This window comes from Sorangium sp. So ce117, assembly GCF_051524395.1.
Classification (GTDB): Bacteria; Myxococcota_A; Polyangia; order Polyangiales; family Polyangiaceae; genus Sorangium; species Sorangium cellulosum_B.
Window position 1 is genome coordinate 6,798,377 of sequence record NZ_CP150309.1, and the last position, 21,253, is coordinate 6,819,629.

Below are 21,253 nucleotides of genomic sequence, written 5' to 3' on the forward strand. Positions count from 1 at the left end.
CTGTGTGCCTCAGCGCGCCGCCGGACACACCTCTGGCGTCGCTCGAGCGCGCGTGTCGGCCTGCGTGGTCGTTGGCCCGGAAAGTGGCACTTCCTCGGACAATATAAAAGCTGAGCCGTCCACGGATCGCCCGGGCACTGCAGGGGGCATGTGCTGGCCAGCTCGTTGGCCCAGGGCGAGAGTGGCAATCGCCTCATGTCATCCAGATTGCCCGGGCGAGTGAGCGCTGAGCCGCGCTGGCGACCGCGCCGCATTTCAACTTACAAGAGGGAGGACACTTCAATGAAAGTTGCCGAGTACGCTCGTCTGGCCGCACAGGCCGCCGCCATCGCTCTCCCGCTCGTCGCGCTGGGCTGCGGGCCTGACCCGGAGAAGGTCGGCGATGAATGTGCTCCGGATGACGGCTGCCCGAGCGGCCTCGTGTGCGCCGAGGGCGGCGAGGACCACATCTGTTATGCGCCGCCGGGCGCCGGCTGCGATGCGGGCGGCACCGACTATTGCCTGGGCGATGCCGTCTGTGGCGACGACGGCACATGCCGAGTTCCGCTCGGCGGCCCCTGCGCCGGGGACGCGAAGGACTTCTGCGCAGAAGGCACGACGTGCGGCGCTGACGGAACCTGCCAGACCCCGCCCGGCGGCGCGTGCGATCCGGCAGGCCCCGATCTCTGCCTCGACGACGCGGTCTGCGGCAAGACGCGAGACGGCGGGGGAATCTGCGGCATCGCCGAAGGCGGCGCGTGCGATCCGGAGGCCCCGCTGTGCGCAGGCGGGCTCACCTGCGCCGAGCTCGTCGCAGGCGGCCATGCGTGTTATCCGCCCGTGCTGGCGAGAGGGAGCGTCTTCGACTCCGAGAGCACCGCGGGCATCGAGGGCGCGCTCGTGCTCGCGCTCGACGATCAGGCGACCGCGATCACGGACGTGACGACCACCGACGCCGCAGGGAATTACGTGCTCGAGGTGCCGGTGCCCCGCACGGAGGACGGTGCGCCGATCGGAGACGTGATCTTCACGCTGCGGGCGAGCGCACAGGACCACCAGCCCTTCCCAGGTGGGCTCCGCACGGCGCTGCCGATCGCCTCGAGCGAGGCGACGTCGGGCGACGACGGGTGGAGCATCGAGACCGCACTCACGGATATCGCGCTGATCGCGCTGCCCGAGGACCAGCGGGGGCTGCCGAGCATCTCAGGCTCGGTGCTCGCGGACGAGCAGTCCGGCGGCGTGCTCGTCGTGGCCGAGGACGAGGGCGGCAAGGGGTTCAGCGCGGTGACCGATCGCGGCGGCGCCTACACGATCTTCAACGTGCCGGCCGGCAGCTACTCGGTGAGCGGCTACGCGGCAGGGCTCGCGCTCGATCCGAAGGCCGCGGAGGTCGGGGACGCGGCGGTCACGGGCGTGGATCTGGCGCGCTCGGACGCCGCCCTCGGCACCCTGACTGGCACGCTCAACATCGTCAATGCTCCTGGCGGCTCGACCACCAGCGTCGTGGTCGTCGTCGCGTCCACGTTCAACGACGCCTTCGTCCGAGGGGAGGTGCCGCGAGGGCTGCGCACGCCGCTCAGCGGGCCGCCCGACGTGAGCGGCGAGTTCAGCATCTCCGGCGTGCCCGCTGGCAAATACGTGGTGCTGGCCGCGTTCGAGAACGACAGCCTCGTCCGCGATCCTGATCCGAACATCGCCGGCACGCAGCTCGTCACCGTGGAGATGCCGAGCCCCGGCGAGGACGTCTCGCTGCCGGCCTCGTTCAAGATCACCGAGTCGCTGCCGGTGATCGGCCCGGGCGCGACGGATCCCGAGCCGGTGACGGCCGCGCCCACGCTCCGGTGGGGAGACGACGCCAGCGAGGATTTCTATACCGTGGTCGTCTACAACGCCTATGGTGACCTCGTGTGGTGCCTCGGGGACGACCCGACGTGCGCTGGGCCGAGCATCCCGGGATCGAGCGGCGTCGACGAGGTCTCGGTCGAGTACGGCGGGCCCCTCGATCCTGGCATGTACTATCAGTTCCGCGTGACCTCCTGGCGCTCCCCGGGCGGCGAGCCGGGCGCCATCTCCGCGACCGAGGATCTGCGGGGCGTGTTCTACGTCACAGGCCAGTAACCACCCCCCAGGTGTCCCGCGTGGACAGCTGAGCCCGCGGCGCTGCCCCGCTCACTCGGCGACGATCGCGACAGAGGCCGGGAGCGCCCCGATCTCCGCGGTGACCACGCCGTCCTCGTACGAGAAGGGCACCACGCGATCTTCCTCGAAGTCGATCGACGCGACAGTGACCTGCGTCGGGCTCGCGTCCACGGGGAAGCTCACCGTCACCCCCTCCTGCTCCACCACGCCTGCGCTGTACTCGTGGTTGATCACGTGGAGCACCGTGCGGCCGTCCGCGAGGCGCACGAGGTTGTGGCTCATCTTCTTCTCGCCCGCGCACGCCTCGGGCTGCTCGGCGGACGCGCACTCCTCGAAGGAGAGGGTCACGGGCCCTGTGACGTCGGTCGCCCCGTGGACCAGGGCCTCGTGGGACTTGTAGAAGTCGCGGAAGCGCGCGAAGAACTCCATCATCTCGAGCGCGGTCGCGGTGCTCTCGTCCGTCGTCGTGTGCAGCGGCAGGGCGAAGTACAGGCCGTTTGCGTAGACCTCCGCGGCGAAGATGCGGAAATAGTCCTTCCGCTCCTCCAGCGGGAGCCCGTAGTAGCGGTTCATCATGTCGTTGGGCCAGTCCAGGAACAGCATCAGCGGGACTTCCTTGCCGCCGACGAGCTCTTGAACGCGCTTCGAGCGCGCCTTGAGCCCCCGCAGGGCCGTCTGGAACGACACGGTCCCGTCGAGGTGCCCCTCCACGACAGGCACCCAGTTCATGCCGCGCGGGCCGTTGCCGTCGATGTTCCAGTCGTACAGGCCCACGCTCTGCATGTCGACGAAAGGCACGATGCCGTTCGATGAGATGAAGATCTCGCGGCCGTGCTGCTCGCGCGCGTAGCGGCGGAGCTCGAGCACCACCTCCTGCCAGTAGACGAGCGCCGGATAGACCTCGACGAAGGTCCCGAGCTGCGGGTCTGGACGGTTTCCCACGGTCCGGCCCCACTCCTCGACGAGCAGCTCGTTCCCGCTGTCGAAGGGCTTCGTCGTGGCGTTCACGCGCTGGAGGTAACCGCGGAAATCGAAGCCTCTCCCGGCGGTCTCGGGCGCTCCTCCGCAGTCGAGCCCGTCCTCGGGGAGGAGATCGAACCCCTGCTGCCAGCCGTCCGGACGGCCGCCGTGCCTGCGGCAGAGGTAGTTTCCGAAGTCCGCGACATGGTGGTCGTCGAATCCCTCGTTGCCGTCGTACTCCGCGCCCCCGTAGCCGCCGTTGATCTCGTCGAAGTTCAGCCCGTCGACGCCGAGGTCGATCTGGAGCTTGCCCATCTCGACGAGCCGCGCGCGGTAGCCCGGGGACGCCATGCTCGACCGGTGGGCGCCTGGCACGATCTGGTCGTGGGCGACGAGCTCGCCCGCGGCGTTGCGCGTTGTCTGCTCCAGAAACTGCTCCTCGCTGTCGACCTCGTCCTCGAAGACGATGGATGCGGTGCTGCCCGCGACGAAGCGGATGCCGCGCTCGCGGCAGCTCGCCAGGTACTCGGCGTCGTAATCGTCGGCCTGGATCCCGGTGTCACGCCAGCGCTGCCACGCTCTCGGCACCATGTCCGGGGCGAGCTCCAGCACCTGGGGATCCGCCTCGTGCACCTCCACCTGGCTGAACGCGAACACCGTCAGCTCCGACGTGTCGAACGTGCCGAACACCTCCGGGTCGATATCGGGCATGACCGGCGTGATGTCGCCTCCACCCCCCTCTCCCCCCGCGCCTGTCGCCGTGGTCGCGCCCCCGCCGCCCGCGCTCCCGCTGGACGCGGCCATGCCGCCGGTTCCCCCGGTTCCCCCGGTCCCCCCGGGGTCCGGATCCGAGCTGCACGCGCTCCCGGCCAGGGCGCCGGCCATGACCATGCACGTCAGCAGCCCGGACCAGCCTGATTTCCCGATGCGGGCCGCGCGGCCCTGGTACCCATGCGCCGAAGCCCCTCGACGCCCAGCGCCGCCCGCGATCCCGTCTCTCCGATGAGTTGCCATGGGCACAGAAGGAGTTCGCGCCCTTCGCCATGTCAAGCTTGCCCTGCCCCACGGCACGAAGCCGTCACGTGGGCGCTTCTCAGACAACGACGTCAAATTCCAGCACCACCGCTCGCGCTTCATGGTTGAATTCCGCGTGCACAGAACGTCGCTCCGCCGACTGGCGGCCTTCATCGCCCACTACGTCCTCGGCGCCGCGCTCTCCTCTTCCCACGATACCGCATTCACGATTTGCTCTTGACGGAGACGATCATGCCCATTCGACCTTCATTGTCGCACACCATTCTTCTTGGCTTGCTCGCTGCCGCCTGCAGCTCGAGCGAGCCGGCTCTGGAGGGCTCCGGCGGCGCGGGCGGCGCCGGTGGCTCGGGCGGCGCCGGTGGCTCCGGCGGCGCCGGTGGCTCGGGCGGCGGCGACGTGGCTGCGCCGCTCGTCGAGACGGAGGCGGGTCCGGTGGAGGGCGCGCTCGTCGGCGCGACGCGCACCTTCCTGGGCATCCCGTACGCCGCGCCGCCGGTCGGGGACCTGCGCTGGAGATCACCCGCGCCACACGAGCCGTGGACCGAGCCGCGGGCTGCCGTCGAGGTGGGCATCCCCTGCTCGCAGCTGAACCTGCTCACCCCGGGCTTCAATGAGATCTCGGGAGAGGACTGCCTCACCCTGAACGTCTGGACGCCCGAGCGCCCGGCGTCCTCGTCCGTACCCGTCCTCGCCTGGATTCATGGCGGCGGCTTCGAGCTCGGCAGCGGCGGGGAGGCCGATTACGACGGCCGGGCGCTCTCCGAGGCGACAGGATCGGTGGTTGTCACCTTCAACTACCGCCTTGGCCCGCTCGGGTTCCTGGCCCTCCCGGACCTCAAGTCGGAGGATCCCGATCACCCCTCGACGGGCGCGTACGGCCTGGAGGACCAGCGCGCCGCGCTCGAATGGGTCAAGGCCAACATCGCCGCGTTCGGCGGGGATCCCGGCAGGGTCACCCTGTTCGGCGAGTCCGCGGGCGGCATCAGCGTCTGCATGCACCTCGTGTCGCCCAGGAGCAAAGGCCTCTTCCAGACCGCCATCATCGAGAGCGGACCGTGCGACTCCGCCGCGGACGAGGCGGCGGCCAGCGCGCAGGGGCAAGAGTTCGTCGAGGCGCTGGGCTGCACCGACGCGCCTTCCGTCCTCGAGTGCCTTCGCGGCAAATCGGCCGAGGAGATCATGAGCGCGCTGCCGCGGGGCGCGGCCTTCCTCGAGGGCGCCGGCCCGACGTGGTTCCCGGTCGTCGACGGATGGAACCTCCCCGACAGGCCGGGCAAGCTCCTCGAGGCCGGGAGCTTCGAGAAGATGCCGACGATCCTCGGCAGCAACGCGGACGAGGGCACGCTCTTCGTCACGCTCTGGGGCGAGTCCGCGGCGGTCGCCGACGACGCCGCGTTCGAGGCGTTCGCCGAGACGCTCGCCCCGGGCCACGGCGAGGAGGTGGTGGCGCTCTACCCGAGCGAGACCTACGGCTCGGCGCAGGCGGCGGCGATCGCGGCGCTGGGTGATTCGATGTTCGTGTGCCCGACGCGGCGGGCGGCGCGCGCGATCGCGGGCGCCGGCGCGGCGACGTATCTCTATCATTTCACCTATGCGCCCGAGAGCTCGCTTCTCGGCGATCTCGGCGCCTTCCATTCTGCCGAGATCAAGTTCGTGTTCGGCAACCCGACGCTGGTGTTGCCGGAACCGCTGACCGAGGGAGAGCTCGAGATGTCGCAGAAAATCATGGGGTACTGGTCGCGCCACGCGGCGAGCGGGGACCCCAACGGCGAGGGCGCCGTCGCGTGGCCGAGGTATGAAGCGGAGGGGGACGAGAGCCTCACCCTCGATCGCGACATCGCGCCGCAGGCCGGCCTGAAGGGAGAGCTCTGCGACGCGTGGGACACCTTCGCCACGGCGGCTCCCTGACGGTGCTCGCACGGAGGGCCGCGGCGCGTCACGCGATGGCCGAGGCCCTGCGAGCGGCCTGCGCGGCTTGAGTGTTGAGTCCGGGCCCGCCGCGAGCGCGATCCCCGAGCGCCGCCGCCGCGCGCTAAATAGCGATAGATATTATGCTATCCTGACCACGGTGCTCTCCTCCTACGACCTCGCCGCCATCATGGCCCGCCTCGACGCGCGCGAGGCCGCGCTCGACCTGCTCACGCAGGAGCGCCAGGCCGCGGTCGCCGCGATCTTGCGGGCACCGGCGGGGTCTCTGGGCACGGCGTTCGATCCTGCGGGGGGCCGGGAGCCCGGGGAGGCCGAGCTCCTCCTCATCCGCCGGGCCGATCACCCGGCCGATCCCTGGTCGGGGCACATGGCGCTCCCGGGCGGGCGGCGCGAGCCGGTGGACGAGAGCCTGCTCGCCACCGCGATCCGCGAGACGCGGGAGGAGGTGGGGATCGACCTCGCGGCGCACGGGACGCTGCTCGCGCGCCTGCCCGAGGTCCCGGCGGTCGCGCGCGGGCGGCGCACCGGGATGATCGTCGCCCCGTTCGTTTTCGCGCTGCGCTCCACGCCGGAGCTCACCCTGAGCGACGAGGTGGCCGAGGCGCTCTGGACGCCGCTCGGGCCGCTCGCGCGCGGCGAGCGCACCTCGCGTTATGCGTACACGCACGAGGGAAACGTCCTCCAGCTCCCGTGCCTGCTCGTGGACGAGCGGGTCGTCTGGGGGCTGACGTACCTCATGCTGAAGCAGCTCTTCGAGGTGCTCCACCGGTAGCTCCCGCAGCCGCCGGATCAGCCGGTCTGCCGCGGCGTCGCTGGCCGCGTTCCCCTCGGATTCCCTTCAGAAACCGCCTTCGATCGCGAGCCCCGGCATCGTGATGGGCCCGATCTTCCGCGGCGTGCACCCGCTATCATCGCAGCTCACGTCGAACACCTCCTTCGCCAGCGTCGCGTTCTGCACGTCGAGCACGAGCCCGAGGTAGCTCCGCGTGCCGAGCGCCCAGCGCTTCGAAAGGCGCATGTCGAGCCGGTAGAACGGCGCGACGCGATCCGGGTGCTCGCTCGGGGGGCGGCCCGGGGCGGCCTCGTCGGCGGGAAAGCCGGTGTAGAAGACGTGGCGGATCCCGGCGCGCCAGCCCCCGCCGAGGTCGTAGAGCAGCGCGACGTGCGCCACGTGCGTCCGATCGTAGGCGGAGGGGATCGTCGACTTGCCCCGCGTGCGCGTGGAGCGCGACAGCGTGTACGACGCCAGGAAGAACATGTCGCGGCGGAGCGCACCGCGCGCCCCGAGCTCCAGACCGTACGTGTCGCCGAGGCTCCGCGTGAGAAAGCGCTCCGTGCTGAGGGTCGTGCCGCGGCCCGTCCCGATCGGATCGCTCAGGCCGAAGGTCGCCTGTCGAAACACCGTGGCGCTGAAGTTGACAGGGCCCGCGTCGACCTCGACGCCGAAGCTCGACTGAAGGCTGCGCTGCAGCCCCCCAGGGATGCCGCCGATCTGGAGCGCCGGCAGCGGGGCGAGGCCGGGCAGCTGCGAGGCGAGGCCGAACGCCGGGATGAGCCGCACGTGGTCGCCGACGCCGAAGCGGCCGACGATCCTCGGGTCGACGGCGAGCGCGCTCTTGCCGAGCGAGGTGTAGTGGTCCACGCGCACGCCAGGCGTGATCGTCGATCGCTCGTCGAGCACGAGCAGCGCGTCGGCCCACGCGCCCAGCGCGAGGTCGAGCCGGCTGCGGAAGAGCTCGGGGAAGCTCTCGTCGAGCTGGGCCGTCCCCTCGGCGGGCGTGTCCTCCTCGGTGGACGCGCCGCCCTCGGCCTCGCCGTCCGATCGGCTGGGGCGCGGCGTCACCACGTAGCGGTCGACCGCGGCGTCGACGCCCACCCGCACGAGCGCGCGCCCCGCGAGGATGGGCCGGGCCAGGCTCATCCGCGCGTTGAGCTTCCAGGCCTCGGCGCTCTCCACGCCGACCCCGCGCGACCGGTCGAGCCCGAGGGTGAGCGCCGACCTGACGCGCGCGCCCGAGGCGGCGTCGTCGCGGTCGTAGCGCAGGTCCAGGCGGTGGAAGTCGCTGTCGAGGAGGACGTCGGTCGCCTCGGCGCCGTCCTCCTCGCCGATGCTGGCGAGGTAGTCGTACGCGCCGAAGGCGAAGACGGTGAAGCGCTCCTCCGGCCCGAGCCGGTGCGTCATCCGGCCCTGGTAGTCCGCGTAGCCCACGTCGACGCTCGGGACGAGCGCCGAGGTGAGCGCCGCGCCGGCGGCGTAGCGCCCTCCCACGAGGACGTGGGTGTCGCTGTCCATCGGCCCCTCCACGACGCCGCCGAGGTCGACGAACCGGAGGCTCCCCTCCCCGCGCCAGACGTCGGACGGCGGCGCGCTCTCGGCCTCGATCGCCGCGCCCGCGAGCCGCCCGATGTCCGAGGGATAGGGGCCGAGGTGCATCTCGACGCGCTGGACCATCGCGGCCGGGATGACGCTGGGGCCAGCGCCCACGTGAAAGAGGAGCGGGACCTGGATGCCGTTGAAGAAGTAGCCGATGTTCCCGGGCGGCGCGCCGCGGATGTAGTAGTACGGCATGCCGCTCGCGATGGAGGTCACGCCGGGCTGGATCTCGATGGCGCGGTAGGGGTCGCCGAGGGCGCCGGGCAGCTCGCGGACGTCGCGCCGCGTGAGCGAGACCGAGCCCGGCGGAGCCCGGTTGCCCTCGACTGTGACCTCGATCCCGGCGGGCGCGACGGCCTGTCCGTCGGGGACCACGGGAGACGGCGGCTCGGCCGGGGCCGCGCCGGGCGCCTGCGCCGCCTCGGCTCCCGCCGGCTCACCGGCCGGGCGGCCTGCAGGTTGAGGGCGCGCCTCGCCCGCATGCAAGGTCGCGGCGGCCGCGAGCGCGAGGGAGAAGAGTGCGCCTGGGGATCTCACGCGGATGTCGTAGCTACGCCGCCGGGCAGCCGGGAGAACCTCCCCCGTGGCGCCCCGGGATTAGCAAATCCATCGGCTCGGCGGAAGCCGGGGAGTCCCTCCACGCTCGGCCACCCACGCGCCCTGGACGCGCATCCCCGCGCTTGCGAGGCGCCCGTCAGCCACATCGACGGGCGGCGCGTCTGCTCGCCCGATCCGGGAGACAAAAAACAGAGCGCCCATTCGACGGCGGGGGGGGAAGCCGTCACGGGCGCTCTGACGTCCGTGTTTTGCAGGACACGGGCCAAGGCTACTCCCTTCTGTATTCCTGGGGTTACCCTTAAGGATGCCCCCGACACCTTTCGATTCTGAGATCTCTGCTTTCAAACCTGGCACGGGATCGCTCCTTGGAACATCCCGCCGGGCCTCCCTGCCGCGCCAACCTCCCTGAGATGCAAGCCAGGCCGAGGACGTCGGTACAGCGGTCAATTGACAAGTCACTGTCAATATGACAGGTTATTTCCAATGACGAGGCTCACCGCGGAGGCGACCGCGCTCAGCGAGCTGGTGATCGAGGTGTTCCGCTTGAATGGTCTGGCGCTCGAGGCCGGGGACGCCCTGGCCAGGCCGGCGGGGCTCACGAGCGCGCGCTGGCAGGTGCTCGGCGTCGTGGACCACGGCGCGGCGCCGGTCTCGAACGTCGCTCGGACGATGGGGCTGACCCGCCAGGGCGTGCAGCAGATAGCCGACGCCCTCGAGCGCGAGGGGTTCGTCGAGTATGTCGAGAACCCTCACCACCGCACGGCCAAGCTCATCGCGATGACGGCGGCAGGGCGCGAGGCCCTGCGGCAGGTAGAGGCGCGCCACGCCGCATGGGCGGACCGGATCGGCAAGCGGCTCGACCTGTCGAGCCTGCACGCGACGCTCGATGCGCTGCGGCAGGCCCGACGTGTGCTCGAAGAGGACGCGGCGTCGCCTGCGCGGCCCGCTCGAAAGGCGTGATCCCATGAGCGAAGCGATGACGATTCCCGTGCTCCCGTGCGTGTCGCTGCCCGAGACCCTGGCGTTCTACGGCGCCCTGGGCTTCGAGGTCACCCACCAGCAGACAGCGCCGAACGTGTATGCGGCGACGTGCCGCGGGGAGGTCCACCTGCACTTCATGGGCCTCAAGGGGCTGGATCCCAGGCAGGCGTACAGCACGTGCCTTGTGATCGTCCCCGAGGTCGAGCGGCTCCACGAGACCTTCGCGGAGGGGCTGCGGCGGGCGTACGGCAAGCTGCCGATCTCCGGATTGCCCCGGATCTCGCGCATGAAGAAGGGGCAGAGCCGCTTCACGGTGGTCGACGTCGCGGGCAACTCGGTGATCTTCATCCGGCGGGACGCGCCGGACGACTACGACGAGGGGGCCGCCGGGTCGCGCTCGGACTCGAGGCTGGGCAAGGCCCTGCGCGCGGCGGCGCGGCTGCGCGACTTCAGGAACGACGATGCCGCGGCCGCCAAGGTCCTCGACGTGGCGCTCGCCCGGAAAGGGCCGGACGACCCCCTCGAGCACGCCCGCGCCCTCGCCGCCCGGCTGGAGCTCGCCGTCGCCCTGGGCGAACAGGCGCGCGCCCGCGCCCTGCGCGACGAGATCGACGAGGCGCCGCTCTCCGACGAGGAGCGCGCCCTGCTCCGGCCTCAGCTCGACGCCGTGGACGCGCTCGATCGGTCGCAGCGATAGGCGCGCCCGCGCCGCCAGGCCTCACGTCGCTCGCCGCCTCCGCGCCGCGCCCGTCGGACGCGCGACACGCTCGTCCTTGGCCAGGAGCTCGAGCGCGCGATCGAGCGCGAGCCCCAGCGAGCGCGCGCCCTCGGCCGAGAGGTCGGAGAAGAGCATCTGCGCGCCGACGAAGGCCGCGTACTCCAGCCGCGCGAGCAGCAAGGCGGCGCCGCGCGCGCGCCCCTCGGAGGTGTACAGGGACGCGAGGTACTCGACGCGGCGCGCGTCGACCCGCCGGAGCACGGCCGCGGCGCGCTCGTCTCGGAGCGCCCACGCCCGCACGGCGAGCTCGAGCCGGCCGTCGAGCGAGCGTACGACAGTGGAGAGCCGCTGCCGCTTCTGTTCGGGGCTCCCGCCCGCCTCGGCGTGGTGGATCGGCGCCGACGTCTGCCGCTCCTCCCAGCGAGCGAGGAGCGCCGCGAGGAACGCCGCGATGTCCTCGAAGTGATGGTAGAACGAGCCCTTCGTTCGCCCGAGCCTCGCGCAGAGCCCGTCGATCGTCAGCGCGCCCTCGCCGCCGTCGCGGAGCGCGTCGAGCCCCTTGTCGAGCCAGTCGTTCCTCGATGTGCGCGCCATGCGGGTCAGTCGAGCGTGGCGCCCGCGACGGCGGCGGCGAGGGTGAGCGAGAGCGGCGAGTACACGAGGCGGTTCAGCCGGTGATACGGCAGCGCGCGCGTGTCGGGCCGCAGGCGAGCGTCGAAGTAGCCGCCGACGCCCCGCGCCCCGAGCACCAGCGCGACCGCCCACGCGCCGAGCCGGAGCAGCGTCGGCGAACTGCCGCCGTACCGCTGGGCCAGCACCAGCGCGGCAGACGACGCGAGGAGACACGCCACGACGAGACATGCGCCGAGGGAAGGAAAGGGGCTGCCCTTGGGCAAGCCGACCACCATCTCCACCTTCTCGTGCCGGGCATCCCCGGGCCACGCGCCTCCCAGGCCCCAGTAGACGTGGATCGCCGCGAGCACCCCGAGGGCGCCGCCCGACGCCAGGGCAAGCACGTCCCGCCGTGGGCCCCCCACGCCCAGCGCCCCGGCCGCGCACAGGATCGCGAGCAGGCCAAGCAGCGTCCATGGCGACACGCCGCGCGGCGCTCCGAGCCGGGACACGCCGGCGACCAGCACGAGGAGCGGGGCGACGACCGCCGCGCTCGAGAGAAGTGGATCCATCGTGGCCTCACCTTCAAAACATACCATACGGTATGGTATTGCGCTGGACAAGCGTCTGCGCCTCACTGAACGCACGGCGCAGGGACCGTCGCTGTGGCGCTCCGCCACGGACGCTCCGGGGCCGCGCGAGGCCCTCGGCTCCTCGGGTTGCTCTCGCCCGCCGCCGCGCACGCTGCCCCGCGCCTCCCTGCGCGCGCCTCCCTGCGCGCGCCGCCCGCCACGCCCGGCGCGGCCCGATTCCCGCCGGCAGCGCGGCAGCGCCACCGTGCCTTCCACCCTCCGCGGTGAGATTCTCACGAAAAGCGCACGACCAACAAATGCTGAGATCTTCTCGGGGCCTATCGAAATACACTCGATATACACTCGATTCATCGCGCCTTCACGGCCGATTCGGCTTCCTTGTCCTCGCCTGCCCAAGTATGAAATAGGAGTTCGAGCTCTCCTTGGCTCCGAAGTGACAAGGGCGCCGCGCGCCCCCGGTCGGGTCGCCTCGCCGGCGTGAAGGAGCGGGAAGAGAGAGGCTTGGGGCAGCGCCGAGCGATCGTCGTGGTGCCCCTTGCCGAAGAGCCGAAACGCGACACGCGAGAGAAGGACCATCACGATGAGGAGAAGGAAGGACCCGTTCGGCATGGCGCTCGCGCTCGCCGGCGCCGGCAGCTTCGTGGGCTGCTGGGAAGGCGGCGCTGTCCAGATCTATTCGTGCAATGAGCCGTGCTTCAGCCTGGATGCTCACGAGTGCAATGATCCGTGCCCCGTGTGCGACGGCGCGTGCGTGCCGCCGCCGTCCCTCGGGTTCGACGATCCCATCCTGCTCTGGAGGGGCGACGCGACCGGCGGGACGTCCCCACCGGAGTGCCCGGTGGAGGCGCCGGATCTCCTGTTCGACGGTTACAGCGGATTCGCCGGCGAGCACAGGTGTCCGACGTGCCTTTGCACGAAGCCCTCCTGCGAGCTGCCTTCAGGCCTTCTGGGGAGCGCCTCGGCCACGTGCGACGGGACGGCGTCCACGTCGTTCGCCGCCCCCGAGGGGTGGAGCGGCGCGTGCACGGCGCCGGCCGCGGTGACCTCGAGCGAGCTCAGCTCGCTCCTCATCCCCGCGCCGACCGTGAGCGCGTGCGCCCCGGCGCACGATCCCGGAGGAGCGCGGCCCGAGCTGGCCGCCCCCGCGAGCACCCGGGTGCGCGCGTGCACCGGCGCGGCCGACGAGAACAAGTGCAGAGATCCCTCGATGATGTGTGTCGCGGCTCCCAGGCAGCGGTCCGGGGGCTTCACGATGTGCATCCGCTATCTCCTCCAGCACACGCCGGAGTGCCCCGAGCCGTATCCCGATCTGCTGGCGATCTCCGAGGGCTTCGACGACACGCGCAGCTGCACGCCTTGCGCGTGCGAGGAGCTCGAGGACGCCACGTGCGCCGCGCTCGTCTCCGTCTACGAGGACGGCAGCTGTCGCGAGCTCCTCGGCGCAGAGACGGTGACGATGGCCGGGCCGAAGTGCGTCGCGGGGCCGGATCTGCGGCTCGAGAGCATGATGGCGCGCTGGATCAGGGACGACCCAGGCCGGTGCGCCCCGACCGGAGGAGTCGCCATGGGGCAGGTGACACCGCAGAGCCTGGCTTACTATTGCTGCCAGTCAGACGAGGTCATCCCTATCTACTGATGACCCCGCCCGCCAAGGGCTGTTCGACCTGGACGCCCCATTGAGCGAGGGTGCGACTTCGTGTACCCGTACGCGTGCTTCGCGGCTATAAGAGCGAATCACGCGAAAGGGAGAGCGGATATGCGAATCGCACGATGGTGCTTCTGGATCGCGCTCGCCGCGGCCGGTTGCAGCGCGTCCAACCGCGGCACGTCCGCGACGGAGGCCGACCCGTCCTCGGGCGCCGGAGAGAGCGGCGAAGGGAGCGGTGAAGGGAGCGGCGCGGGCGGCCAGGACGACCCGTTTGGCTCCGGCACCGATATCGGCGGGAACAGCGGAGACGTCGGGAATGGGGGCAACGGGAGTGGGGCCCCTGACAACGGGTGCATCGAGCGAGCCTCCCTCGTGTATGTGCTCTCACAGGACAACGAGCTCTACAGCTTCAGGCCCGATCGTAAGGAGTTCACGAAGATTGGTGTCCTGGGGTGCCGGACCGGCATGGATCCGAACTCGATGGCGATCGATCGCAACGCGGTGGCGTGGGTCAACTACGTGGAGCCCGACGACAGCGAGGGGACGTTGTTCAAGGTCAGCACCGAGGACGCGAGCTGCGAGCCCTCCGGGGCGACGCTCTCCGACGGGTGGTCCCGGCTCGGCATGGGCTTCTCGAGCGACCTCTCGCGCCCGGACACCGAGGAGCTGTTCGTGGCGGGCGCCACGGGCACGCCCGGCATCGGGCTGGGGAGGATCGACGGCGCGTCCGTGACGCCGGTCGGCGAGTTCAGCGGCTCGATGCGCGACATCTCGGCGGAGCTCACCGGCACCGGGGATGGACGCCTCTTCGGCTTCTTCACGACCACCCCGGTTCAGCTCGCCGAGATCGACAAGGAGACCGGCGAGATCATCGAGGCCACGGACCTGCCGGGCATCGAGACCCCCAGCGCCTGGGCGTTCTCGTTCTGGGGTGGCGACTTCTATTTCTACACCGCCCCGAGCGAGTTCGGGTCGTCGCGCACCACCAACGTGAGCCGCTATCGCCCGTCGGACGGCTCGATCGACACGGACTACATGACGAACATCGGCTTCCGCATCGTCGGCGCAGGCGTCTCGACCTGCGCCCCCCTCGAGCTGCCCCTCTAGAGCGACGGTCGCCCGCACAGGAGACGGGCCCACCTCGACGTTTTCGGTGCTCAGCGCACCGGAGTGCGCTTGCGCGCCGAAAACGCCGATCTGGGCCCGTCTCCTGTGCGGGCGACCGCCGCTCTGCTTGGCATGGTGCTGAGGGGAGAAGCCCTCGGGACGGACTTGCCAGGGGCGTTCCTGATGGCATCGGGAACGGATCCGGGAAGCGCGCTCCCGGCGATGCAGGCGTCTACCGGTCGGGCATCGCCGGTATCACGTTGCGCGTGGCCGATCGGGCACACCCGATCGGGCGGCGAGGTGTTGCGATGCGGATGAACCTTCTCCACGGGCGCGCTCTCTGGCTACTCGCGCTCGCGCTGTCGCTCACCGCAGCGTGCGGGACGGCGCCGGGCGCCGAATCCCCGGCGCGCGACGACATCTTCCGCGCCGCGGGGCCGAACGAGTTCATCCTGCTGACCGCCCAGGGCGAGCTCGTCAGCGCCGACATCGAGCCGGGGCGCGTCGTCGGCCCGGACGTGAACCTCGGCGTGTACGCCGCCGACAGAGGGCGAGACGGGCAGACAGTCCGGGGCGTGGCGTTCAACCGGACCGTGAACGTCACAGCGACGGGGCAGCGCGCGGCCGGCATCGTCGGCGCCATGCCGCTGGAGCTCTCGGTGACCCCGGCGGAGGCAGGGCTCCGCGCGCAAGGCCTCCTGGCCGGCACCCTCTCCGACTACCGGCTGGACGAGCGGCAGCTCAGGGGCACGATCGGGCGCTGCAGCTACGAGCTCACGCGAGCGGGGCGCACCTACGAGGGGTCGCGGCGCTGCGAAGGCCCGCCTCATCACGCGACCGTGCTCCTGCCCCGCGGGCTGTCCTCGTGGAGCGACGCCGCGCTCGCGGCCGCCCTCGGGCTGCTCCTTGGCGCGTGAGCGCGCCGCGGCCCGCACCGCCGCGTGGTGAATGACAGGTCGCGCAGCGGCTGCTAGAGCTCGGGGCGACCCGGCAAGAAAGACGATGCGCGCCGGAAGCCCGTCGGGTACGGAAGGGCCGAGCCTCCTGGGCCCCGGCGGTCCTTTCTTCGCGCCCTCGCGCGGCACCCCCTCTCCTCCGTGACGAAGCCCAGATCCGATGGCAATGCGCCGGGCAGGCCGACCCCGGCGACTTCACCGAACCTCCTCGAGGGACGCTCCGCGCCCATCCCGCTCGGGCCGCGCCTCGAGGCCGTGCTCGAGCTCGCCTACCGCGCGCGCCGCGCGGTGCTGCTCGAGGGGCCCACGGGGATCGGCAAGAGCGAGCTCGTCCGGCAGCTCGCCGAGCGGCTCGGCATCGCCACCGTCGTGCTCGATCTGAGCCTCCTCGAGCCGCCCGATCTCGTGGGCCTGCCGGTCATCCGGGACGGCCGGACCACCTACGCGGCGCCGTCGGTGCTGCCCCAGGACGGCGCCGGCATCCTGATGCTGGAAGAGCTCAACCGGGCGGAGCGGTACATCCAGCAGCCGGCGCTCCAGCTGCTCAGCGCCCGGCGGCTGCACGAGTACGAGCTGCCCGCGGGCTGGGTGTGCTTCGCCGCCGTCAACCCCGAGTCGGCCGATTACCAGGTGACCCCCCTCGATCGCGCGCTCCGCGCGCGGTTCCTTCACCTGAATGTCCGCGCGGACCGCGCGTCCTGGCTCGCCTGGGCGCAGGTGAACGGGCTCCACCCGGGCGTGATCGCCCTCGCGCAAGGGCACGAGCGCATCCTGGACGACGTGCCCCCGCGCACCTGGACCTATGCGTCACACGTGCTGAGCGCGCTCCGCCCCGAGGAGGTCGCGGACGGCGTGCTCCTGCGCGACGCCCTGGGCGGGTACCTGCCCCCGAGCTGGGTCGAGCTCCTGCTCGCGTCGAAGGACACCTGGTCGACGCGGCTGCCGTTCGATCTGCGCGCGCTGCTCGCCGATTACGGGCCGAGCTCGCCGGCGGGCAAGGTGCTGCGCGCGGCGCGCGAGCGCGGGGAGACCGACCGGTTCGACGAGGTGACGACGCGGCTCGCGCCGCTGCTCGAGGGGCCGGAGGTCGGCGTGCTCGCGGCGCAGCGCAAGCTGTCGCTGGGGGCGTTCGAGGCGCTGCTCGCCGACCTGCCGGGCGACCACCGCGAGCGGCTCCAGGACGCGCTCGGCGGCAACGCGACGGCCACGCAGCTCATCGACGTCCGACCGGAGGAGCTGCTCCAGAACTACGCGGGCAGCGCCGCCGAGCAGAAGGTGCTGGCGTGGCGCGCCGATCCGCTGCGGCAGCACCGCGTGGGGCTCGTCGTGACCGCGCTGTCGGCGCACCTCGCCCAGCAGGCGAAGCTCGTCGACGTGCGGCGGAGCAACGTCGCGCGCGTGTGCCTGGGCCAGCTGCTCGCGCAGCTGCCGGAGCGCTGGGCCCTCCGGCTCGCGGCGACGCTGAAGAAGCACGGCGTCACGCCGGTCCGGCCGCAATGAGCGAGGCCGCGGGGCGCGGCGAGGTGCCCGAGGACGCGGTCGCCGCGTGGCTCGACGCCTTCGTGCGCGATCCCGGCTTCCTGGAGCGGTACCCCTGCTACGCGGCGATCCTCGCGCGGCTCGCGCCGGTCGCGGACCCCTCGGTCAAGCGCATGGCCGTCTCGCTGTTCGACGGCCGCTTCTTCCTCCACGTCAACGTGGAGTCGTTCATGAACGAGCCCGTGTTCCTGCGGGGCGTGCTCCTCCACGAGGTGCACCACGTCGCGCTCGGGCACCTGTGCCACCCCAAGTTCGCGGGCGCGGACGAGCCGGAGCTCATGGACCTCGCCCTGGAGATGTCGGCCAACGAGTACATCGAGGAGCCGCTGCCCGATCCGATCCGCTGGCAGCCCTACGCCTCGATCGGCCTGCGCGGCGGCCAGAGCACGCTCGAGCGCTACGAGCTGCTCGTGAGCGCGGCGCGCGAGGGCAAGCTCCCGCAGCGCGGCGGCGAGGCCGTCGACGATCACCGCGTGCTCCGGCGCCCCTCGCGGGAGCCGGGCGCGGTGGAGCAGACGCGGCAGCTCCTGCTGCGCGCCGCCGAGGAGGCGGACGCGCTCGCGAACGACGGCGATCCGGCGGACGTGCCTGGCCTCTTGCTCGCGGGCAAGACGCCGGGGCGGCTCATCGAGGAGCTGACCGACGCGCTGGGCCCGCCCGCGCACCCGCTCGACTGGAAGACCGCGCTCAGGATGTTCGTGGCGAGAGAGCGCGCGCCGGTGCACACGTACGCGCGGCCGAACCGGCGCTTCCCGGGCCGCGTCGGCGAGGTCCCCGGCAGGACGTACGCGCCGCGCGCGATCACGAAGCCGTCGGTGCTCGTGGCGATCGACACGTCGATGAGCATGCGGCGCGAGGAGCTCTCGGAGATCGCCCGGCAGCTGCAGGTGATGAGCGAGTCGGCGCGCATCACCGTCGTCGAGTGCGACGTGGAGATCGGGCGCGTGTACGCGTTCGACGGGCGGCTCGACGAGGTCGGCGGCCGCGGCGGGACCGATCTGCGGCCGGTGTTCGCCCCGGAGTTCCTGGCGGCGCGGAAGGTCGCCGGCGTGATCTATTTCACGGACGGCGCGGGGCCCACGCCCCCGGCGCCGCCGCCGCTGCCGGTGCTCTGGATCCTGACGAAGCCGCTCGATTTCACGTGCCCGTGGGGAGACCGGGCGTGGCTCGCGAGGAAGCCTCGGCCACGGTGAGCAGCGCGGTCATCGGGCGTGGATGACCGCGCGCGAGGCGGCGCGCCGCAGGCGGAGCCTCAGGGCACGCTCGCCGGATCGGCCGGGTCGGTCAACGCGTCCGCCTCGTCGCCGTCGAGCGCCCCATCGCTGTCGCGGTCGAGCGCCATCCGCACCCCCGATCCCGGCGGCGCGCAGGTGAAGGTCAGCGCCTTGCCCGACGCCGCGATCGCGCGCAGCGCCGTCGCGCTGATCGCCGCGCTCGCCGCCCTGTCCCGCAGGAATGTGCCAGCGCCCTGTTGATAGAGGAAGCCCTCCTCGTTCCCGTGCCTGCGGACCTTCGCCACCAGATCGCACTCCCCCGCGTCGGCGCGCGCGATCAGGAGATCCACCCGCAGCTCGGCGGCCGTGTCGCCCACGCCGGCGAGCGTCGCTTGCTGGCCCACGATCGGCGCCAGGTTGCTGTCGAAGGCGTGAAGGAAGGAGGTCACCTGCCCGCGCAGCACGTCGCCCGCCGCGCCCGGCGGGAAGCCGTTGACCCCCGGCACCTCGTTGAAGCCGTTCTGATCGTGGAAGCGGAAGATCGTATCCATCGTCCCGTTGTGGCCAATGCCGAACCCGCGGATCTGATCACCCTGGAACTCGAAATTCCGGTCGTTGAAGCGGGGGTTCTCCACCATGCCGAACATACCCACCTTCTGATAGACGTTACGGAGCTGGGCGACCTTGAAGCTCTGGGTGATGAAAGCGAACGTGTAGCGCCCGTCGGTCCCGAAGAAGCCGGGGAACGGGACCCCGTGCTCGGCGTTGCCCGTCGGATCGAGCACGTGGCACGAAGCGCACGGCCCGCCCTCGCTGGCCGGCAGCGTGAAGAATGCCTTGCCCGCCGCCTGATCGGCGGTGAGGCTGTTGTCCAGCGCGCGGATGGGGTTGGGCGGATACATCACCTGGAGGGCGAAGTCGGTGAACGCCTGCATGTCCGCCGCGGGGATGGGGGCGTCCCGCCCGAGCAGGCCGAGGAAGGCGACGCTGAACTTCTTGAACGCCGCCTCCTCGTCGAAGGTGCCGCTGTCCGGCTGCGCGCTCGGCGCGTCGTTCCCGCCGGTGCGGTCTCCGCGCCAGTGCATCGGCCCGTGGTTGGCCATTCCGCGCAGGCTCTGCGTCGTCATCGGCCCCTTGAGCGCGGCGAACTCGGCGGGCGCGCCGAAGAGCGTCGGATCGAGGATGAACGGGCCTGGCATCGGCGTGTTCGCCCCGTCGGGGTCGCCGAGATCCCACGACAGGCTGTCGAGATCGCCGAAGACATGGCAGCTCGCGCAGGCCGAGTCGCCGTGGCTCGACGTGAACGAGGCGTCGTAGAGGAAGCGGCGGCCGCGGACCACGCTCTCCGGCTCGGGGCTGTACATGGGCACGTGCGCGATCTCGGCCCTGGCGCCGACGTCGATGATCGAGATCGCGTTGTCGAAGCGCGTGAGGGCGTAGAGCTGCCCGCGCGCCTCGTCCAGCACCACGCCGGTCGGCCCGCCGCCGGAGACGGGGATCTGGCGCGCGAGCCTCGGCACGAAGGTGTCGGCCTCGAGCGCCGCGGTGTTGAAGACGCCGATCTTGTCCGAGCCGAGCGCGGCGACGTAGAGCCTCTTTCCGTTGCTGGAGACGGCCATGCCCGTGGGCAGCGCGAGGCTCTTCCGGTTCTCGGGGTTCGGGACCGGGGCGCAGCACGTGCTGTAGTCGATGTGTTTGTTCAGGTGCCGCGGGGCGACGCCGCCCGTCGCGGGGTCGATCACCGTGATGTTGTTGTGGTTGAACCGGCCGCGCACGCTGTGGCCGGCGAAGACGCCGGCGCCCTCGAAGCGATTCTCGTTGAACGCGTCCGTGTTGGCCACGTAGACGCGACCGCTCACCGGGTTGACGGCCATGTTGTAGAGGACCGTGCCGACTCCCTGGAACACGCCCCCGGGCCCCTCGACGGGCGCGGGCGGGTTCGCCAGGGCGTCGATGACGAAGACGTCCTTGTCGGGCAGCGAGAAGTTCACCTTGTCGTCCCAGGGTCGGTTCAGCTCGTCCACCCAGTGCGTCCCGTTGAACTTGACGATGAGGGGTATCGGGGGCTGCGGGGCCCCGGCGGCGTTGGTGGTCGGCGGGGGCAGGCCGAGGCCCTGGTTCACCAGGTTGATCTCGATCGCGGTGGTGCGGTTTCCGGAGTGGAAGGCCGCCGCGTAGACGCGTGAGCCGTCGGGCGTGGCGGCGAGCGCGCGCGGCGTGTCGCTGAAGAGGGTGATGATGTTGAGCGGCGCGGGGCTCGAGCTCGCCGCCGAGAAGACCCAGACGTCGGCGCGCCCCACGCCCGGCGTTGTGAGCGCCGGATCGACAGGGCTGTTCTGGCCGCGGTGCGCCGTCGTGATGAAGGCGCGGCTCTTGTCGGCACCGGCGAAGACGATGTCGCGGGGCTCGTCGCCGACGAGCAGGGTGCGCACGACGCGGGGCTTCCTCGGCCTCGAGACGTCGACAACGCTCACGCTGTCGGAGAGATGGTTGACGACCCAGACCTCGTCGTCGCTGCGCGCCGCGACGGCGACCGGCTCCAGGCCCACGGCGACGGAGCCGCGGTGCTCGAGCCCGCCGCTCTGGACCTTGAAGATCTCGAGGCGGTTGTCAGGCGTGTTGACGGCGAAGAGCATCGAGCCGTCGGGCGAGAGGGCGAGAGGGCGGACCTGGCCGCTCTCGAAGAGGGAGTAGGGCCGGGCGGCGGCGACCGTGATCGGAGCCCCCGCGACGGCCGGGGTTTCGTCGACAGGCGTGCCGCTGTCAGCGCATGCGGCCAGGGCGAGAGCCGGGAGCGACCAGAGGACGAGCTTGTTCATGGGCACCTCGAAGGCGGGAGAAGAGCGACATTTTATGATCCATCGAAAGGCGCCCACGGAGCAATAGACAGACGGATGGAATCAACCCACGT

General features: G+C 71.4%; 16 protein-coding genes. 11 read left to right on the forward strand and 5 right to left on the reverse strand.

All coding sequences use genetic code 11. The features are described from left to right. Positions 1–282 precede the first annotated feature (282 nt). Entirely contained in the window at positions 283–2,097 is a 1,815-nt protein-coding gene (locus WMF46_RS25370) for a carboxypeptidase-like regulatory domain-containing protein (RefSeq protein WP_437979550.1), read from the forward strand. Positions 2,098–2,148: 51 nt separating this feature from the next. On the opposite strand, the gene WMF46_RS25375 is transcribed toward WMF46_RS25370, so the two are convergent. Further along, positions 2,149–3,963, reverse strand: coding sequence for a hypothetical protein (locus tag WMF46_RS25375; RefSeq protein WP_437979551.1), 1,815 nt, complete (start codon positions 3,961–3,963; stop codon positions 2,149–2,151). Between the two features lie 127 nt (positions 3,964–4,090). On the opposite strand from WMF46_RS25375, the gene WMF46_RS25380 reads away from it, so the two are divergent. The 3 genes from WMF46_RS25380 (at position 4,091) to WMF46_RS25390 (ending at position 6,814) form a co-directional block, all read left to right on the forward strand. Further along, entirely contained in the window at positions 4,091–4,333 is a 243-nt protein-coding gene (locus WMF46_RS25380; RefSeq protein WP_437979552.1) for a hypothetical protein, read from the forward strand. Positions 4,334–4,344: 11 nt separating this feature from the next. Beyond that, positions 4,345–6,021, forward strand: coding sequence for a carboxylesterase/lipase family protein (locus tag WMF46_RS25385; protein ID WP_437979553.1), 1,677 nt, complete (start codon positions 4,345–4,347; stop codon positions 6,019–6,021). Between the two features lie 160 nt (positions 6,022–6,181). Continuing rightward, the gene (locus WMF46_RS25390; RefSeq protein WP_437979554.1) at positions 6,182–6,814 is read left to right on the forward strand and encodes an NUDIX hydrolase; all 633 of its coding nucleotides are present in this window, start codon (positions 6,182–6,184) and stop codon (positions 6,812–6,814) included. Positions 6,815–6,880: 66 nt separating this feature from the next. Here the strand turns inward: WMF46_RS25390 and WMF46_RS25395 are convergent, their stop codons facing one another. Next, positions 6,881–8,953 (reverse strand): TonB-dependent receptor plug domain-containing protein, encoded by a 2,073-nt coding sequence (locus WMF46_RS25395; RefSeq protein ID WP_437979555.1) that lies wholly within the window; start codon positions 8,951–8,953, stop codon positions 6,881–6,883. 504 nt (positions 8,954–9,457) lie between these two features. Here WMF46_RS25395 and WMF46_RS25400 point away from each other — a divergent pair. Both WMF46_RS25400 and WMF46_RS25405 read left to right on the forward strand, forming a co-directional pair. Beyond that, positions 9,458–9,934, forward strand: a complete 477-nt coding sequence (locus WMF46_RS25400) for a MarR family winged helix-turn-helix transcriptional regulator (protein WP_437540856.1) — start codon at positions 9,458–9,460, stop codon at positions 9,932–9,934. Positions 9,935–9,938: 4 nt separating this feature from the next. Next, positions 9,939–10,652, forward strand: a complete 714-nt coding sequence (locus tag WMF46_RS25405; RefSeq protein ID WP_437979556.1) for a hypothetical protein — start codon at positions 9,939–9,941, stop codon at positions 10,650–10,652. A gap of 21 nt (positions 10,653–10,673) precedes the next feature. Here WMF46_RS25405 and WMF46_RS25410 read toward each other — a convergent pair whose 3' ends face one another. Together WMF46_RS25410 and WMF46_RS25415 are read right to left on the reverse strand one after the other, a co-directional pair. Next, the gene (locus WMF46_RS25410) at positions 10,674–11,267 is read right to left on the reverse strand and encodes a TetR family transcriptional regulator (RefSeq protein ID WP_437979557.1); all 594 of its coding nucleotides are present in this window, start codon (positions 11,265–11,267) and stop codon (positions 10,674–10,676) included. Between the two features lie 5 nt (positions 11,268–11,272). Beyond that, positions 11,273–11,857: a DUF3995 domain-containing protein gene (locus WMF46_RS25415; protein WP_437979558.1), complete on the reverse strand. Its 585-nt coding sequence runs from the start codon at positions 11,855–11,857 to the stop codon at positions 11,273–11,275. A gap of 601 nt (positions 11,858–12,458) precedes the next feature. On the opposite strand from WMF46_RS25415, the gene WMF46_RS25420 reads away from it, so the two are divergent. From WMF46_RS25420 to WMF46_RS25440, 5 genes are all read left to right on the forward strand, one after another. After that, complete coding sequence (locus WMF46_RS25420) at positions 12,459–13,514, forward strand: hypothetical protein (protein ID WP_437979559.1); 1,056 nt, start codon at positions 12,459–12,461, stop codon at positions 13,512–13,514. Between the two features lie 120 nt (positions 13,515–13,634). Next, positions 13,635–14,633 carry a hypothetical protein gene (locus WMF46_RS25425; RefSeq protein ID WP_437979560.1) on the forward strand — a complete coding sequence of 333 codons (999 nt, stop codon included), beginning with the start codon at positions 13,635–13,637 and terminating at the stop codon, positions 14,631–14,633. 314 nt (positions 14,634–14,947) lie between these two features. Further along, positions 14,948–15,550, forward strand: coding sequence for a hypothetical protein (locus WMF46_RS25430; protein ID WP_437979561.1), 603 nt, complete (start codon positions 14,948–14,950; stop codon positions 15,548–15,550). A 180-nt stretch (positions 15,551–15,730) separates the two neighbouring features. Continuing rightward, on the forward strand, positions 15,731–17,089 hold the full coding sequence (locus WMF46_RS25435; protein ID WP_437979562.1) for an AAA family ATPase: 1,359 nt from the start codon (positions 15,731–15,733) through the stop codon (positions 17,087–17,089). Next, positions 17,086–18,321: a vWA domain-containing protein gene (locus tag WMF46_RS25440; RefSeq protein WP_437979563.1), complete on the forward strand. Its 1,236-nt coding sequence runs from the start codon at positions 17,086–17,088 to the stop codon at positions 18,319–18,321. The genes WMF46_RS25435 and WMF46_RS25440 overlap by 4 nt, the downstream gene beginning before the upstream one ends. 59 nt (positions 18,322–18,380) lie before the next feature. On the opposite strand, the gene WMF46_RS25445 is transcribed toward WMF46_RS25440, so the two are convergent. Next, positions 18,381–21,161 carry a hypothetical protein gene (locus WMF46_RS25445; RefSeq protein ID WP_437979564.1) on the reverse strand — a complete coding sequence of 927 codons (2,781 nt, stop codon included), beginning with the start codon at positions 21,159–21,161 and terminating at the stop codon, positions 18,381–18,383. Positions 21,162–21,253 lie beyond the last annotated feature (92 nt).

What these genes read in the sequence shown, in the direction of transcription:
- WMF46_RS25415 (WP_437979558.1), bottom strand. Translation starts at nt 11,857, where the DNA reads ATGGATCCACTTCTCTCGAGCGCGGCGGTCGTCGCCCCGCTCCTCGTG.
- WMF46_RS25375 (WP_437979551.1), bottom strand. Translation starts at nt 3,963, where the DNA reads ATGGCCGGCGCCCTGGCCGGGAGCGCGTGCAGCTCGGATCCGGACCCC.
- WMF46_RS25400 (WP_437540856.1), top strand. Translation starts at nt 9,458, where the DNA reads ATGACGAGGCTCACCGCGGAGGCGACCGCGCTCAGCGAGCTGGTGATC.
- WMF46_RS25420 (WP_437979559.1), top strand. Translation starts at nt 12,459, where the DNA reads ATGAGGAGAAGGAAGGACCCGTTCGGCATGGCGCTCGCGCTCGCCGGC.
- WMF46_RS25385 (WP_437979553.1), top strand. Translation starts at nt 4,345, where the DNA reads ATGCCCATTCGACCTTCATTGTCGCACACCATTCTTCTTGGCTTGCTC.
- WMF46_RS25380 (WP_437979552.1), top strand. Translation starts at nt 4,091, where the DNA reads ATGGGCACAGAAGGAGTTCGCGCCCTTCGCCATGTCAAGCTTGCCCTG.
- WMF46_RS25430 (WP_437979561.1), top strand. Translation starts at nt 14,948, where the DNA reads ATGAACCTTCTCCACGGGCGCGCTCTCTGGCTACTCGCGCTCGCGCTG.
- WMF46_RS25445 (WP_437979564.1), bottom strand. Translation starts at nt 21,161, where the DNA reads ATGAACAAGCTCGTCCTCTGGTCGCTCCCGGCTCTCGCCCTGGCCGCA.
- WMF46_RS25405 (WP_437979556.1), top strand. Translation starts at nt 9,939, where the DNA reads ATGAGCGAAGCGATGACGATTCCCGTGCTCCCGTGCGTGTCGCTGCCC.
- WMF46_RS25425 (WP_437979560.1), top strand. Translation starts at nt 13,635, where the DNA reads ATGCGAATCGCACGATGGTGCTTCTGGATCGCGCTCGCCGCGGCCGGT.
- WMF46_RS25410 (WP_437979557.1), bottom strand. Translation starts at nt 11,267, where the DNA reads ATGGCGCGCACATCGAGGAACGACTGGCTCGACAAGGGGCTCGACGCG.
- WMF46_RS25370 (WP_437979550.1), top strand. Translation starts at nt 283, where the DNA reads ATGAAAGTTGCCGAGTACGCTCGTCTGGCCGCACAGGCCGCCGCCATC.
- WMF46_RS25440 (WP_437979563.1), top strand. Translation starts at nt 17,086, where the DNA reads ATGAGCGAGGCCGCGGGGCGCGGCGAGGTGCCCGAGGACGCGGTCGCC.